This window comes from Cellulomonas sp. P4_B5_2 (genome assembly GCF_056402235.1).
On the sequence record NZ_JBFUHU010000175.1, the window covers coordinates 1 to 14,434 of the forward strand.

20 protein-coding genes are annotated in these 14,434 nt (G+C 71.2%); 16 read left to right on the plus strand and 4 right to left on the minus strand.

Annotated elements, in window-relative coordinates; translation table 11 throughout:
* Positions 1-175 (plus strand): VIT1/CCC1 transporter family protein (locus AC1DUQ_RS13295; RefSeq protein ID WP_477073946.1); only part of this gene is annotated, 175 nt, incomplete at its 5' end.
* 4 nt (positions 176-179) lie between these two features.
* On the opposite strand, the gene AC1DUQ_RS13300 is transcribed toward AC1DUQ_RS13295, so the two are convergent.
* On the minus strand, positions 180-977 hold the full coding sequence (locus tag AC1DUQ_RS13300; protein WP_477073938.1) for a transglutaminase-like domain-containing protein: 798 nt from the start codon (positions 975-977) through the stop codon (positions 180-182).
* A gap of 251 nt (positions 978-1,228) precedes the next feature.
* Between AC1DUQ_RS13300 and AC1DUQ_RS13305 the strand changes: the two genes are divergently transcribed.
* Both AC1DUQ_RS13305 and AC1DUQ_RS13310 read left to right on the plus strand, forming a co-directional pair.
* Positions 1,229-1,645 (plus strand): transferase, encoded by a 417-nt coding sequence (locus AC1DUQ_RS13305; RefSeq protein WP_477073939.1) that lies wholly within the window; start codon positions 1,229-1,231, stop codon positions 1,643-1,645.
* A 46-nt stretch (positions 1,646-1,691) separates the two neighbouring features.
* Positions 1,692-2,453, plus strand: a complete 762-nt coding sequence (locus tag AC1DUQ_RS13310) for a deoxyribonuclease IV (RefSeq protein WP_200938601.1) — start codon at positions 1,692-1,694, stop codon at positions 2,451-2,453.
* A gap of 9 nt (positions 2,454-2,462) precedes the next feature.
* On the opposite strand, the gene AC1DUQ_RS13315 is transcribed toward AC1DUQ_RS13310, so the two are convergent.
* Positions 2,463-2,645, minus strand: a complete 183-nt coding sequence (locus AC1DUQ_RS13315) for a DUF1918 domain-containing protein (protein WP_477061645.1) — start codon at positions 2,643-2,645, stop codon at positions 2,463-2,465.
* 99 nt (positions 2,646-2,744) lie between these two features.
* On the opposite strand from AC1DUQ_RS13315, the gene AC1DUQ_RS13320 reads away from it, so the two are divergent.
* Positions 2,745-3,188 carry a hypothetical protein gene (locus AC1DUQ_RS13320; RefSeq protein ID WP_477073940.1) on the plus strand — a complete coding sequence of 148 codons (444 nt, stop codon included), beginning with the start codon at positions 2,745-2,747 and terminating at the stop codon, positions 3,186-3,188.
* 6 nt (positions 3,189-3,194) lie between these two features.
* Here AC1DUQ_RS13320 and AC1DUQ_RS13325 read toward each other — a convergent pair whose 3' ends face one another.
* Complete coding sequence (locus AC1DUQ_RS13325; RefSeq protein ID WP_477061647.1) at positions 3,195-3,716, minus strand: pyridoxamine 5'-phosphate oxidase family protein; 522 nt, start codon at positions 3,714-3,716, stop codon at positions 3,195-3,197.
* Between the two features lie 242 nt (positions 3,717-3,958).
* Here AC1DUQ_RS13325 and AC1DUQ_RS13330 point away from each other — a divergent pair, with 242 nt between their 5' ends.
* Positions 3,959-4,156 carry a hypothetical protein gene (locus tag AC1DUQ_RS13330; RefSeq protein ID WP_477061648.1) on the plus strand — a complete coding sequence of 66 codons (198 nt, stop codon included), beginning with the start codon at positions 3,959-3,961 and terminating at the stop codon, positions 4,154-4,156.
* A gap of 13 nt (positions 4,157-4,169) precedes the next feature.
* Here AC1DUQ_RS13330 and AC1DUQ_RS13335 read toward each other — a convergent pair whose 3' ends face one another.
* Positions 4,170-4,376: a hypothetical protein gene (locus tag AC1DUQ_RS13335; protein ID WP_477061649.1), complete on the minus strand. Its 207-nt coding sequence runs from the start codon at positions 4,374-4,376 to the stop codon at positions 4,170-4,172.
* Between the two features lie 486 nt (positions 4,377-4,862).
* Here AC1DUQ_RS13335 and AC1DUQ_RS13340 point away from each other — a divergent pair, with 486 nt between their 5' ends.
* The 11 genes from AC1DUQ_RS13340 to AC1DUQ_RS13390 form a co-directional block, all read left to right on the plus strand.
* Positions 4,863-6,251 carry an MFS transporter gene (locus AC1DUQ_RS13340; protein ID WP_477061650.1) on the plus strand — a complete coding sequence of 463 codons (1,389 nt, stop codon included), beginning with the start codon at positions 4,863-4,865 and terminating at the stop codon, positions 6,249-6,251.
* Positions 6,248-6,829, plus strand: a complete 582-nt coding sequence (locus AC1DUQ_RS13345) for an alpha/beta hydrolase fold domain-containing protein (protein WP_477073941.1) — start codon at positions 6,248-6,250, stop codon at positions 6,827-6,829. The genes AC1DUQ_RS13340 and AC1DUQ_RS13345 overlap by 4 nt, the downstream gene beginning before the upstream one ends.
* Positions 6,739-7,164: an alpha/beta hydrolase fold domain-containing protein gene (locus AC1DUQ_RS13350; RefSeq protein WP_477073942.1), complete on the plus strand. Its 426-nt coding sequence runs from the start codon at positions 6,739-6,741 to the stop codon at positions 7,162-7,164. The genes AC1DUQ_RS13345 and AC1DUQ_RS13350 overlap by 91 nt, the downstream gene beginning before the upstream one ends.
* 30 nt (positions 7,165-7,194) lie before the next feature.
* A complete protein-coding gene (gene caiA / locus AC1DUQ_RS13355) occupies positions 7,195-8,328 on the plus strand; it encodes a crotonobetainyl-CoA dehydrogenase (RefSeq protein WP_477061652.1) in 1,134 nt (377 codons plus the stop codon).
* Positions 8,328-9,536, plus strand: coding sequence for an L-carnitine CoA-transferase (gene caiB, locus AC1DUQ_RS13360; protein WP_477061653.1), 1,209 nt, complete (start codon positions 8,328-8,330; stop codon positions 9,534-9,536). The genes caiA and caiB overlap by 1 nt, the downstream gene beginning before the upstream one ends.
* The gene (locus AC1DUQ_RS13365) at positions 9,533-11,053 is read left to right on the plus strand and encodes an AMP-binding protein (protein WP_477061654.1); all 1,521 of its coding nucleotides are present in this window, start codon (positions 9,533-9,535) and stop codon (positions 11,051-11,053) included. Before caiB ends, AC1DUQ_RS13365 begins: the two co-directional genes overlap by 4 nt.
* A gap of 44 nt (positions 11,054-11,097) precedes the next feature.
* Entirely contained in the window at positions 11,098-11,952 is an 855-nt protein-coding gene (locus AC1DUQ_RS13370; protein WP_477061655.1) for a MaoC/PaaZ C-terminal domain-containing protein, read from the plus strand.
* Positions 11,949-13,142 carry an MFS transporter gene (locus AC1DUQ_RS13375; RefSeq protein ID WP_477073943.1) on the plus strand — a complete coding sequence of 398 codons (1,194 nt, stop codon included), beginning with the start codon at positions 11,949-11,951 and terminating at the stop codon, positions 13,140-13,142. Before AC1DUQ_RS13370 ends, AC1DUQ_RS13375 begins: the two co-directional genes overlap by 4 nt.
* Positions 13,085-13,360, plus strand: a complete 276-nt coding sequence (locus tag AC1DUQ_RS13380) for a hypothetical protein (RefSeq protein WP_477073944.1) — start codon at positions 13,085-13,087, stop codon at positions 13,358-13,360. The genes AC1DUQ_RS13375 and AC1DUQ_RS13380 overlap by 58 nt, the downstream gene beginning before the upstream one ends.
* A complete protein-coding gene (locus tag AC1DUQ_RS13385; protein ID WP_477061657.1) occupies positions 13,357-14,121 on the plus strand; it encodes an electron transfer flavoprotein subunit beta/FixA family protein in 765 nt (254 codons plus the stop codon). The genes AC1DUQ_RS13380 and AC1DUQ_RS13385 overlap by 4 nt, the downstream gene beginning before the upstream one ends.
* Before the next feature lie 38 nt (positions 14,122-14,159).
* Positions 14,160-14,434 (plus strand): hypothetical protein (locus AC1DUQ_RS13390; protein WP_477073945.1); only part of this gene is annotated, 275 nt, incomplete at its 3' end.

A 14,434-nucleotide genomic window follows, 5' to 3' on the forward strand; every position in this document is an offset into this window, starting at 1 on the left:
CCGGGCGCCGGCCACGTTCGCCGCGGTCGTCGTCGCGCTGGTCCTCACGGGCCTGGTGGCGGCGCGGTTCAGCGACGCGGAGCCGCGTCGGGCTGTGGTCCGCAACGTGCTCGGTGGGTCGATCGCGATGGCCGTGACCTATGCGGTGGGCTCGCTGGTCGGGCTGTCGATCTAGCCGCTCACCGCAGCGGGACGAGCCCCGTGGCGTCGGTCGTCGGCAGGAGTGCGTGCACCGCCGCGGTGACGGTCATGGCCCGGATGGAGAGCTRGCCGCCGTAGTAGGACAGGAACGCGGTGTCCGTGGCGTCCCGGCCCGTGGCGATCCGGACCAGCGACTCGCGCGGGGCCAGCCTCGTGGCGTCGACGACGTGCCAGGCACCGTCCACGTAGGCCTCCGCGACCGCGTGGAAGTCCATGGGCTTGAGCCCGGGCGCGTAGACGGAGGCGAGGCGGGCGGGGACGTCCTTGGCCCGCAGCAGCGCGACCACGAGGTGCGCGAAGTCGCGACACACGCCCCGGCGCTTGAGCAGCGTGTCCGTGGCGCCGTCGGTCGGCAGGCTCGAGCCCGACAGGTACGTGACGTGCCCGGTGACCCAGGCGACGACCGCGTCGAGCAGCTCAGGTCCCTCGAGGCCCTTGAACTGGTCCCGGGCGAACGCCAGGAGCCGGTCGGAGTCCGCGTAGCGGCTGGGCCGGCGGTACTCGACGAGGTCGACGTCCTCGATGGCGGGCAGGTCGGCCTGACCGGTGATCGTGGCCTGGTAGTCGACCACCAGACGCCCCGCGGGAGAGAGCACGCGGTGCATGCGACCGCCGTGGGCCATCTTGATCTCGGAGACGTCCAGAGGGCCGTCCTCGTGCCGTACCGAGAGGATCTCGGAGCGGTCGTAGGCGCCGTCCGCGACGGCGACGGAGAGCAGGATCTCGAGCGGGGTGCGCACGTCCAGGGACAGGTGCGAGGTGACGGTGCGCAGCACGGCCGGGGGTCCTTTCCCGGCCATCGGCGGCCGGACCATCCAAGGGGGCAGGCGCAAGTGTGAGGCTCGCGGGGCCATCCGTCCAGCCCGCGGACACGTCCCGGTGAACGCCCTGGTCAGAGTGTTCTGCGACGACGTCCGGAGGGCCCCGGAGACGGCCCCGACGCACGGCTCTGGACCCGCTGGAATCCTTCGGCCACGTCGCTCGTTATGTCACACGAGAATGATGACGACTAGTGGTGAGGAGCACCATGACGCGACGGACAGCGGGCCGTGTGGAGTTCGAGGACGAGCAGGGCCAAATGGTCCGGTATGTGCGCCACGAGAACGGCCGGGGCCCTGTCGCCCCGACGGCGCGGGTCCACGAGCGGGCGTGGCTGGCGGACACCGCCTACGTCGAGGCCGGTGCGGTCRTCGGCGACGGTTCGAGGGTCGGAGCGGGCAGCTGGATCGACGCGGGTGCCGTGATCGGCACCGACGTGATCGTCGACCGGAACGTGCATGTGGGGCCCGGCACGCACGTCGGTGACGGCGCGCGGATCGGCGCGGGCGCGCGCCTCGGACGCGATGTCCTGGTGGAGCCTCGCGCACGCGTCGAGGCCGACCAGGTGGTCGACGACGGGGGACGGGTGCGCCGCCGCGGCTCCGGGTACGGGATGGCGGCCTAGCGCGGCTGGTCTAGCCTGGCGCGTGGCCGACCGGAAGGAGATCGACGTGGTGCTCATCGGCGCTCACGTGCGCGGCGACGACCCGGTGGCAGCGGCCGCCGAGACCGGCGCCGACAGCGTGCAGCTGTTCCTGGCGGACCCCCAGGGCTGGAAGAAGCCGGTTCCGCGCGACGACGCCGACGCGCTGGTCGCCTCCGGCCTCGGCGTGTACGCGCACGCTCCCTACCTGGTCAACGTCGCGTCGACCAACAACCGGATCCGCATCCCGAGCCGCAACATGATCGCCCAGCACGCGGCCGCCGCGGCGAGCCTGGGTGCCCGCGGGCTCGTGGTCCACGGCGGTCACGTCGGCGACGGCGACGACATCGCGGTCGGCATCGACAACTGGCGCAAGACGTTCGAGCGCGCCACCTTCCCCGTGCGCGTGCTCGTCGAGAACACGGCCGGCGGGGAGAACGCGTGCGCACGCACCCTCGACCGGATCGCGATGCTCTGGGACGCGATCGGTCAGTACGACGTCGGCCTCTGCCTCGACACCTGCCACGCCTGGGCCGCGGGCGAGGACCTCGAGACCGTCGTGGAGCGCGTGCGCGCCATCACCGGCCGGGTCGACCTCGTGCACGCCAACAGCTCGCGGGACCCGGCGGCGTCCGCGCGGGACCGGCACGCGGGCTTCGCCTCGGGCACGATCCCGCCGGAGCTCATCGCTCACGTGGTGCGCGAGGCCGCGTGCGACGCGCTCGTGGAGACCCCGGCGGAGACCCAGGCCGAGGACATCGCGTTCCTGCGGGCGGCGCTCGCCGGCTGAGCGGCCGGCTCAGGCCGTCGTCCGCACCACCGTCAGGTCCGGCCCGGGGAACACGAGCGTCTCGTGCCCGTCGTCGAACCGCACGACGTACGGGCCGTCCGCGCCACGCGCCTCGATCACGGTCCCACCGCGGTCCGCCGTCCCCACGGTCCGGCCATGGATGACGACCTTGTCACCGACCTCTGCGTGCATCGTCCTCACCTCACTGCCCAGGCTAGGCCGACGGGCACGGGCACGTCGCGTCCCATGGGAAAGTTCGTCCACCGACGACGACGACGAGGACGTGATGGCGTGACGGCGAGGACCGGCGCAGCTCGATGGCGGATCGTGACCCCGCACGGGAAGTTCGWCTACCTCTTCCTCCTGGTGACACTCCTCGTGCCGGCAGGATTCGTGGCCGCGTCGGCGACCATGGGCTCCTGGGCGGGTGCACTGTCCGCCGTGCCGCTCCTGCTGATCGGCACCGGGTTCGCGGTGCGGAACTTCCGTGACGCGGAGATCGAGTCGCTCGAGGCTCCGCGAGCGTGGTGGCGCATGACAGCCCGGCCCGTGTCCGGCTTCGTGGTCGGGGCGCTCTTCGTCGCGCAAGCGGTGTGGGCCACTCTCACGGCGCTCCAGAAGCCGGACGGGTGGGCACTCGTGCTCGGGGCGGTGACCGAGGGGCTCCTGGGAGTGGCCTTCCTCCGCTCGTCGATGCGGCTCCGCGCCGAGGAGACCCGCCTCAGCGAGGTCTGAGCGCGCCTACGAGACGCCGTGCAGCGGCGCGACGACGGGCACACGGGCGCGAGCGGCCGCGGGGCTGCGCAGGTCACCCAGAGACACACCGATGCCGTAGGTGAGGAACTGCCCCACCGGCTGGATCTCGATCAGGCGGCACTCGGCACGGCGCTCGGGCGGGACCAGGGACGCCAGCTGCTTCGGCGTGTCCGGCAACACTCCCGCCGGGTGCACGACCGCCGTCGCGTGGAAGCTCACCGTGGCGGGCGGGATGGGGAAGACGAGGGACAGCAGTCCTCCGCGCCGCACGCACACGGTGACGGCGAGCCGACCGTCGTCCTCGAGGTGCCGCGCCTTCCAGCTGTCGGGCGCCACCGCGACGTACATCCGGCCACCGGTCGCGACGTAGACGACGCCGCTGGACCGCGGCTCGCCCGCCGGCGTGAGGTGGCTGAGCACCGCGAACGACGCCCGCTCGATCGCGCGCCACACGTCCTCGCTCGTCGGCCTACGCTCCGGCCCGTTCTCGCGCTCCACGGTCCTCATCCCCTCCTGACCGGCGTCGTCGCCGGTGCCTCCGACGAGCGTGTCGCCGGACTGCCCGCCACGGCAGGGCCCAAGGTCCCTCGCGAGCGGCGAGAACGGGGTCCATCGAGTCGCAGCAACCGGCGACTCCGGTCACGACACGCCGCAGACACGGGGGGCGGCGTCCCTCGGGGGTGTGAACGGAGGGGTGAAGGAGTGGGACGTTCGTCCCATGCGCGCCCGTCAGAGGCGATGCTGGGGCCATGGGAAACGACGAGGCGACATGGCGCATCGACGTCACCGACGGCGACATCCGCGTGGCGAAGCGAGCCTGGCTGGACGCCAGCGAGCACGGCGCCGACAACGACGAGATCGCCAGCCGGTATGCGACCTACCGACAGCTCGTGGTGGGTCAGGCTCAGCAGATCGCCGACGACTTCCGCGCGCGCCGGGTGAGCTGACGGCACGCGGGAGTCAGCGCGCTGGGGTGGTGCGCAGGTAGGTCTCCAGGCTGAGCGGCGCGGACCCGGTGAGGTCCAGCACAGCACGGGTCACGTGCGCCATGGCACCGCCGGCGATCGCGGTGTAGGTGCTGACCCAGGCGTCGACCTGCCAGTCCGGTGCAGCGAAGCCGGCCCGGGACGCGTACGCCTCGTCGAGCGTCTCGTCGTGACAGCTCACCTCCGTGCCGCGCGCCTCCGAGATCGTGGCGGCGACGTCGCGCAGGGTCGGCGCCTCCGGGCCGGTCAGGTCGTACGACCGGTTCGCGTGCGCCGCCGGATCGCTCAGGGAAGCTGTCGCGCAGGAACGTCCAGGTCATCCCTGACGCCTTGACGTGCTCCTCGGTGGCGTGGTGGCGGCCCGGTCGCGACCTCCGCCCGGCCCGGCGCATCACGGGACGACCACGGGACGGCCGCGGGCGTCCGCTCCGGGAGCGATCACCGGGTGGCGGGAGGGCGGCACACGCCACGCGGTCACCCGGCGTGTCGCGCATCCGCGTCGCCCGGCTGCCATGGGCCCCCGAACGGGGGCGGCGCGTACTCACTTTGGTCCGATCGGCTACGCACGCCGTGCACAAGGTGCCGAAGGTCCTGCCCTCCATGCGCTACCCGCGGCGAGCCTGGTCCGGTTCGCGCCGACAAGAGGCGCACCAGCCGAGGAGGGCACATGGCGGTCAACGCCGCAGGAGAGATGAGGGCGTCGAACCTGACGACGACCCGGCGATGGTTGGTCCTCATCCTGGTGAGCGCCGGCAGCTCGACGATCTACGGACCGGCGTACCTGAAGAACGCGTTCTACGACGCCCAGCAGGTCGCGCTCGGACTGACGAACACCCAGATCGGTGCGCTGCTGTCGGCCTACGCGATCACCGCGACCATCTGCTACCTGCCCTCGGGCCTCGTCGCCGACCGGCTGCGGATGCGGACGCTCTCGGCGACCGGGTTCCTGCTCACCGCCGCCCTCACGTTCTGGTACGCGACGCTGCCGTCGTTCAACACGCTGCTGCTGATCTTCGTCGGCATGGGCCTGAGCACGATCCTGCTGTGGTGGGGGGTCCGCTACAAGCTGGTGCGACTCATCTCCGAGGAGAACGAGTACTCGCGCAACATCGGCGTCAGCTACGGCATCTACGGAGCCGCGGGCTTCCTGGTAGGCCTGGTCGGCACGCTGATCCTCGCCCAGATGGGGTCGACGTCTCCGGAGGCGTTCCGCGCGTTCCTGCTGTTCTACGCCGCCCTGCTGCTGGCGCTCGGCGTGCTCTCGATCGTCTTCATCCCCAAGTTCGTCGGCGAGGTCGGTGAGTTCCGCAGCGTCAAGGAGGTCGTCGTTGACGCCCTCGGGGCGCTGTCCAACCCGGTCGTCCTCATCACCGCGATCACGGTCTTCTTCGTCTACTTCTTCTACACGGGCGTCAACTACGCGACCACGTACCTCGGCTACCTCGGCGCGGACGGCACGTTCAACAACATCACGAGCGTGCTGCGGCAGTACGGAGTGACCCTCCTCGCCGGGCCGATCTTCGGAGCGCTGGCGCACAAGGCCAAGCGACCGTCGCGGGTGATCTGGATCGGCTCGCTGATCGCGGCCTTCGGCATCGCCTTCCTGGCGATCGTCCCCGTGCCGGCGTCCCTGCCTGCCGGCACCGGGATGATCGTCGGCGTCGCATCGATCGGCGTGGCCCTGGGCTTCATCGCCAACGGCGTGTTCGGCATCGTGTCGAGCCAGCTGACCGAGGGCAAGGTCTCCCTGGCGGTGTTCGGTGCCGCGACGGGAGTCGTCTCGCTCGTCGGGTTCCTGCCCGACACGTTCTCGAGCACCTGGTTCGGCTCCATCATCGACGACGCTGCGGCGGCCGGCGACGAGGGCACGGCCTACCCGACGATCTTCTGGATCCTCGCGGCCAGCGCCGTCATCGCCGCCCTGTGTGCCGCCGGTCTGGCGATGTACGTGAAGCGCAACAAGGTGCGCCTCGACGAGGCGTACGCGAAGGCCGAGGAGCTCGCGGCCGCCGCTGCTGCAGCGAGGGACGAGCACGAGGCCGTCGCCGCGCGATGAGCACCACCGACGTCACGCCCTTGCTGACCGAGCGCATGCGCGAGGTCCTGCGGTTGCAGTCCGTCCGATCGGGGGCGGAGCCGTCCGGCACCGCGGACCCCGCGGAGCAGCGCATCCAGTACGCCACCGAGCGGGCGTACTGGAACGAGGGCGGCCCCGCGATGGTCGGGACGTCGGAAGAGATGATCGACGGGCCCTACGGACAGCTCAGGGTCCGCTGGTACCACCCCGGCGGCGACGCCCGCTCCTGTGTGGCCTACCTGCACGGGGGTGGGTTCGTCGTCGGGGGGCTCGACACGCACGACCGGATCATGCGGACGCTCGCTGCGGCCGCCGGATCCGTGGTCGTCGGCGTGGACTACTCGTTGTCGCCCGAGGCGAAGTTCCCTCGAGCGGTGCACGAGTGCGCCGCGGCGGCGCGCCACATCGCCGATCGTGCCGAGCAGCACGGAGTCGCCGGCGGACGGGTCTCGTTCGCAGCGGGCCGGTGGTCGAGTCCCTCCTCCTGTACTACGGCCTGTTCGGGCTGCGGGACTCGCGGTCGCGGCGTCGGTACGGGAACGAGTGGGACGGCCTGACGCCGGCTGACCTCGAGTCGTACCTGGACGCGTACACGTCCGCCCCCGCGGACCTCACCGACCCGTACCTGGACTGCCTGGGCGCGGACCTGTCGACCGGACTGCCACCGACGTACCTGCTCGGCGCCACGCTCGACCCCCTGCTCGACGACACGCTCGCCCTGGCCGACGCGCTCACCGAGCACGGCGTCCCGCACCGGGTGCGACAGGTCGACGGCGTCCTGCACGGCTTCCTGCACTACTCACGCCTGCTTCCCGAGGCGCGTGACGCCCTCGCCGAGGGGGCCGCGTTCCACCGATCCATCGTCGACGCCGCACGGCTCGTCGACCACTGACACCCGCACAGACACGCGAAGGGCACCCCCATGGACTTCTCCCTCACCGACGACCAGCAGCTGATGGTCGCGGCCGTCCGCGAGCTGATGGCACGCGAGAACTGGGAGGTGTACTTCGCCGACTGCGACGACCGGCACGAGTACCCCGAGCGATTCGTGGCCGAGCTCGCCCAGCTGGGCATCGACACGATCCTGCTGCCCGAGGAGAACGGCGGCCTCGCGGCCGGATGGACGACCGTCGCGGCGGTCTGGGAGGAGCTCGGCCGGCTCGGTGTGCCGACATACGTGCTCTACCAGCTGCCCACGCTCGAGACGGTCGTGCGGGTCGGGACGCCGGAGCAGAGCGAGAAGATCCTGTCGTTCCTGGGGACCGGCAAGCAGATCTGGAACTTCGCGATGACCGAGCCCGGCGCGGGGTCGAGCTTCGCGGCGATGTCCACGACCTACACGCGCCGGGACGGCAAGGTCTACCTCAGCGGCCACAAGACCTTCATCACGTCCAGCAAGCACGTGCCGTACCTGGTGGTGATGGCCCGCAACGCCGACCAGATGGACCTGTACACCGAGTTCTTCGTCGACATGTCCCTGCCCGGGATCACCATCGAGCCGCTCGAGAAGCTCGGGCTGCGGATGGACTCGTGCTGCGAGATCTACTTCGACGACGTCGAGCTGAGCGAGCAGGACATGTTCGGCGGCGAGGGCGACGGCTTCGCCCGCACGGTCGCCGACTTCGACCTGGAGAGGTTCCTCGTCGCCGCGTGCGACTACGGATGGGCGCTGTGCGCCTACGAGGACGCCGCGCGGTACGCGAACCAGCGGGTGCAGGGCGGAGAGGCGATCGGTCGCTACCAGCTCATCCAGGAGAAGTTCGCGAACATGAAGATCAGCCTCACGAACATGCGCAACATGGTCTACGAGGTGGCGTGGAAGGCCGACAACGGGCTGCTCGGCAAGGGCGACGCGTCGATGGCCAAGCTCTACTGCACGCGGGCGGCGGCCGAGGTCGTCGACGACGCGATCCAGGTGCTCGGCGGCATCGCCGTCACCGGCAACCACCGGGTGGCTCGCTTCTACCGCGACCTGCGCGTGGAGCGGATCTCCGGCGGCACCGACGAGATGATGGTCCTGGCGACCGGCCGCGCCGCACTCAAGGACTACCGCTGATGGCCAGCGTGCACGTCCCCGCGTTCGGCGTCCTCGAGGGCGTCAAGGTCGTCTACTCGGCCGTCGAGATCGCCGCTCCCTCGGCCGCGGCCATGATGGCCGAGTGGGGCGCCGACGTCGTCTGGCTCGAGAACACCCGCACCGGCGACTCGATGCGCGACACGGTGAACGTCAAGGAGCTGGAGCGCCGCAACCAGCGCTCCGTCGCGCTCAACCCGTTCACCGACGAGGGCCGCGAGGTGCTGCTCTCGCTGATCGCCGACGCGGACGTCTTCATCGAGTCCTCCAAGGGCCCGACGTACGCCCGCCGGGGAATCACCGACGAGCTGCTCTGGGAGCGCAACCCGGACCTCGTCATCGTGCACGTCTCCGGCTTCGGCCAGTACGGCGTGCCCGAGCGGATCAACCGGGCGGCCTACGACCTGACGGTCCAGGCGTACAGCGGCTACCTCGCGCAGAACGGCACCCCCGACCAGCCGATGGCCGCGTCGCCATACGTCGGCGACTACTTCACGTCGCTCATGGTGACGTCCTCCGCGCTCGCGGCCCTGCACAAGGCACGTGCGACGGGCGAGGGGGAGAGCATCGACGTAGCGATGTACGAGGTGCTGCTCCGCATCGGCTCGTACTACCTCATGGACTACCTGAACGACGGCACGACGTACCCGCGGCCCGGTGCCCGGCACCCGAACCTGTGCGCGATCGGCGAGTACCGGACCGCGGACGGCTTCATCGGGCTGTGCGTCTACGGGGTCAAGCAGAACAAGTACCTGCTCGAGCGCATCGGGCTGGGCGAGCTGTGGGGCACCGACGAGTACCCCGCGGACACCAGCGCACTGTGGGCGGACGGGCCGAAGGCCGCGCTGATCGAGGAGAAGCTGAACGAGTTCTGCCTGACCCAGAAGTCGCTCGAGCTGGAGAACGAGTTCTCCGACGTCGGGATCGCCGCCAACGCGGTGCTCGAGTTCGACCAGCTGCTGGCCGAGGAGCACCTCGCCCAGCGTGAGGCCATCGTGCAGTGGGAGCGGCTGGACGGCACCCCCGTCACGGGCGTGGGGATCTTCCCCAAGTTCACGCAGCACCCGGGCCGGATCTGGCGGCCCATGCCGTCGCTCGGCATGGACACCGACGCGGTCCTCGCCGAGGCCGGCTGGACGCCCGAGGCCATCGCGGCCCTGGCCGACAGCGGGACGATCCGGCGCGGATGATGCAGCCCGACCAGACTCTGCGGGACCTGTGGGAGGAGCTCGCACGCACACGGCACGACCACGTGTTCCTCGTGCACGAGGACCCCGACGGTCGCGTCGAGTCCTTCACCTACGGGCAGTTCGCGGCGCGCGTGGTGCGCGCCGCGAACCTCGCGCACGCCCTCGGCGTGCAGCGCGGCGAGCGCGTCGGGGTGCACCTGAACAACTGTCCGCAGCAGCTCGAGTGCCTGTTCGGCCTGGCGCTCGTGGGCGCGGTCACCGTGCCGCTGCATCCCCGCAACACCGCCACCGAGTGCGCGGACATCCTCCGCCGGGTCGGGGCCCGGTTCGTGGTGACCGAGCCCGGTGTGCGACCGGACGCGGGCTACCCCTTCGGCATCCGCGAGCTGGTGGCCCGCGCGGCGTCGCACCACGACTCCTACGAGACGGCGCGCGACCGGCAGCCCGACGAGCTGGTCGAGCGGGTGCCGCTGTCCTGCGACGACCCGGTCGGGATCGTGTTCACGTCCGGCTCCACGGCGCAGCCCAAGGGCGTGGTCCTCACCCACGCGAACCTGCTGTTCTCGGGGCTGTTCGTCGAGTGGCAGGCGTCGCTGACGTCCGAGGACCGGCTCCTGACGACGATGCCCGCGTGCCACGTGAACTTCCAGCTCAACGCGCTGATGCCGGTGCTCACGGCGGGCGCGACGCTGGTCGCCGTCGAGCGGTACAGCGCCCACCGGTTCTGGCAGCAGGTCCGACGCCACGACGCGACCGTGGTGCAGAGCGTGTCGACGATCGTGCGCACCATGCTCCTGCAGCCCGTCGACCCGCAGGAACGCGACCACCGCGTCCGCGAGATCCTCTACTACCTGCCCGTCAGCGACGAGGAGAAGGAGCGCTTCGAGCAGCGGTTCGGCACCCGGTTCCTCAACTCGTACGGCGCGAGCGAGACGCTCGTCGGGGTCCTCACCGATCCGCCCGTGGGCGAGCGACGCTGGCCGTCCGTCGGACAGGTCGGCCCCGGCTACGAGGCGCGCATCGCCGGACCGGACGACCACGCGGTCGGCGCGGGCGAGCAGGGCGAGATCCAGGTGCGGGGGGTCCCCGGGCTCTCGCTGATGCTCGGCTACTTCGAGGCGCCGGACCTGACCGCGGAGGCCTACACGGCGGACGGCTGGTTCCGGACAGGTGACGTCGGCTGGGTCGACGAGGACGGCTGGTACTTCTTCGTCGACCGGCGCACCCAGTTCATCAAGCGCGGTGGGGAGAACGTCTCACCGAGCGAGGTCGAGGCGGTCCTGGCCGGGCACCCGCTCGTCGCCGAGGCGGCCGTGATCGGCGTGCCGGACGAGGTCCACGACGAGGCCGTCAAGGCGTTCGTAGTCCCCGTGGCCGGCGCGCACCTGACCGAACAGGAGGTCCGCCGGCACTGCGCCCGCCACCTCGCGAGGTTCAAGGTCCCCACCCAGGTCGAGATCGTCCCGGGTCTGCCGCACACCAGCACGTTCAAGGTCGCCAAGAGCGCCCTGTCGTGACGTCCGAGCGCTCCGGGGAACCGGGGCGGAGAGCAGGAGACGAGATGCCCATCAACACCGACATGGTCGGCCAGCAGTTCGGTCCGTTCGTGCGCGACTACACGTTCCGGGACCTGAGCCTCTTCGCGCTCGGGTCGGGCTGCGCGATCGACGGCCGCACCGACCTGGAGTACGTCTACGAGAAGGACATGAAGGTGCTGCCGACCTTCGGCGCGATGCCGATCGTCGACTCCGAGGTCACCCGCACCATCGACTACGGCTACAACTACGCCGGGTCGCTGCACTGGAGCTTCGACCTGCAGTTCCACCAGCCGATCACCAGGCTCGCCGGCAAGCTCAGCACGACCGTGGTGCTCAAGGGCCTCTTCGACCGGGGACCCGGCAAGGGGTTGCTCGCGCAGCACGTCGGGGACACGTACGACGAGGACGGCACCCTGCTGTTCACCAACGAGAGCTGGGACTGCCTGATCTTCGACGGTGGCTGGGGCGGCGAGCCGGCACCGAAGGACATCGTCGAGATCCCGGACCGCGAGCCGGACGTGGAGCTGCGCGAGGTGGTCCCGGAGAACCAGGCGCTGCTCTACCGCCTCTCCGGCGACTACCACCCGCAGCACGTCGACTGGGAGTACGCCGCCGAGAACGGCCAGCCGCGGCCGATCCTGCACGCCGTGAGCTTCGCCGGGATCGCCTGCCGGCACTTCGTCCGCGCGTTCGTCCCGGGCGAGCCCGAGCGGCTCACCCGGTTCAAGACCCGGATCACGGCGTCGCTGCTGCCGGGCACCACCGTGGCCACCCAGATGTGGCGGATGGACGAGAACCGCGTGCACTTCCGCCTCGTGAACGCCGACGACCCGGACGCCAAGCCGTTCCTGAACTTCGGGGTCATCGAGTGGCGGTGACATCTCCCGGCGGGGGCCGGGTCGCCCTCGACGACGTCGCCATGACCCCGTTCCTCAAGAGGGTCACCCTGTTCTCCAGCGGCGGCCCGTTCCTGGACGGCTACGTGCTCTCGATCATCGGGGTCGCGCTCATCCAGCTCGGGCCCGAGCTGGACCTGAGCGCCGGCGCCGTCGGGGCGATCGGGGTCGCTGCGCTGGTCGGGCTGTTCCTGGGCACGACGGTCGGGGGCTACCTGACCGACCGGATCGGGCGCAAGCGGATGTTCGTCCTCGACATCGTCGGGATCGGGCTGATCTCGCTGGCGACGGCGTTCGTCCCGTCCGTGGCGGTGCTCGTCCTGATGCGGTTCCTCATCGGGGTCGTCGTCGGCGCCGACTACCCGATCGCGACCTCGCTCATCGCCGAGTTCACCCCGCGGCGGTACCGGGCGATCTCGATGGGCTTCGTGGCGGCCGCCTGGTACCTCGGCGCCAACGCGGCGTACCTCGTCGGCTACTTCCTGCTTCGGGTCGACGGCGGCTGGCGCTGGATGCTCGCCAGCGCCGTCGTGCCGTGCCTGGTCATCCTCATCGGGCGCTGGGACATCCCCGAGTCTCCGCGGTGGCTGGCCCGTCACGGCCGGGTCGACGAGGCGGAGGCGATCGTCCGGCGCATCTTCGGCGCCGACGTCGAGCTCGAGCCCGAGGCGACGGCGAGGGCGGGATACCGCACGCTGTTCCGCCGCGGCCAGCTCGGCAAGGTCGTGTTCGTCGGGACGATCTGGATGTGCCAGGCGGTCCCGATGTTCGCGATCTACACCTTCGGCCCGCAGATCATGGGCGAGCTCGGGCTGGGTGAGGGCCAGACGGCGACGCTCGGGGAGATGGTGATCGGAACGTTCTTCCTGGTCGGGTGCATCCCGGCCATGTTCTGGGCGAACTCGCTGGGCCGCCGCAAGCTGCTGATCGGCAGCTTCGCGATCATGACGGCGGCGCTCGCCGTGCTCGGCATCCTGCCGAACAGCGGGGTGGTCGTCGTGATCGTCTGCCTCGCCGCGTACGCGTTCTTCTCCGGAGGCCCGGGAACCTGCAGTGGCTCTACCCCAACGAGCTCTTCCCCACCGACAACCGGGCGTCCGCGGTGGGAGCCGCGATGGCGTTCAGCCGGATCGGGACCGTCGTGTCGACGTACGTCCTGCCCTCGTTCCTGATCGCCCACGGCACCCGGGCGACGATGCTCGCGGGCGCAGCCATCTCGGGCATCGGGCTGCTCGTCTCGGTCCTCGTGGCGCCCGAGACCCGCGGGCTGACGCTCAACCAGACCAGCACGCTCGGCCTCGCCTCGTGGGGTCGCCCCGCGTCGCCGGCCCCCGACCCCCTCCTCGCTGCCGGTGCGCCGCGCGGGGCCTCGCAGGAAGCAGGACGATGAAGATCGCAGTCGCCTACAAGTGGGCACCCAACCCGCAGGACGCGACGGTCGCCGGCGACGGCACCGTCGACTGGAGCAGGGCCAAGGCATCCGTCTCCGAGTACGACCAGGTCGCGGTCGAGGTCGGACGCCGGCTCGCGGACGCGACCGGTGCCGAGCTGGTCGGCATCACCGTCGGCACGGCCGAGGCCGGCAGCACGATGGCCCGCAAGGCGGCGCTGTCGCGCGGTCTGGACCGGCTGGTCCTGGTGGGCGACGACCAGCTCGCCGGCGCCGGTGCCACCCGCACGGCGACGGTGCTCGCGCAGGTGGTCGACCTGGTCGGCGACGTGGACCTGGTGCTGACCGGAGACTCGTCGCAGGACCTCGGCGCCCAGCTCGTGCCGGCCGTCCTGGCCGGCACGCTCGGCTGGCCCGTCCTCACCAACGTCACCTCGGTCGTCGGGACGGCTGGCGACCTCACGGTGGAGCGGGTGCAGGAGGGCGGCACCCAGACGCTGCACGTCACCGGACCCGTGGTGCTCGCGGTCGCGGGCGACGCGGCAGTGCCTCGCGTGCCGGGCATGAAGGACATCCTCGCCGCGGGCAAGCGGCCGACCGACGTCGTCGACGTCCCGCCGCCCGCACCCGAGCCGATCACCGTGGTCTCGTCGGGCCCGCCCGTCCTCAAGGCACGCAAGCGCCAGGTCATCGACGGCGCCGACCCCGCCGCCGCCGCCGCGGTGCTCGTGGCCGCGCTGCGGGCCGACAACGTCCTCTGAGCCCGCAGACCGAGCAGACACGAACAAGGAAGATCACCATGAGCAGCACGTACATCCTCGTCTCCGGTGACCAGCGGATCGGTGACCTCGTGTCGCTGGCGGCAGGCACCACCAGCACGGCGGTCGTCGTGGGTCCGCGGGCGGTGGCGGACGCCGTCGCGGCCAGTGGTGTCGACACGGTGGTGTGGCTGGGCGAGCCCGCCCCCGGCCTGCCCGCCGAGGCCTACGCCCCGGCCGTCGCGGCACTCGTCGCGCAGGCGCGTCCCGACCTCGTCCTCGCCTCGACCCGCCCCGGCGACCGGGTGCTGGCGGG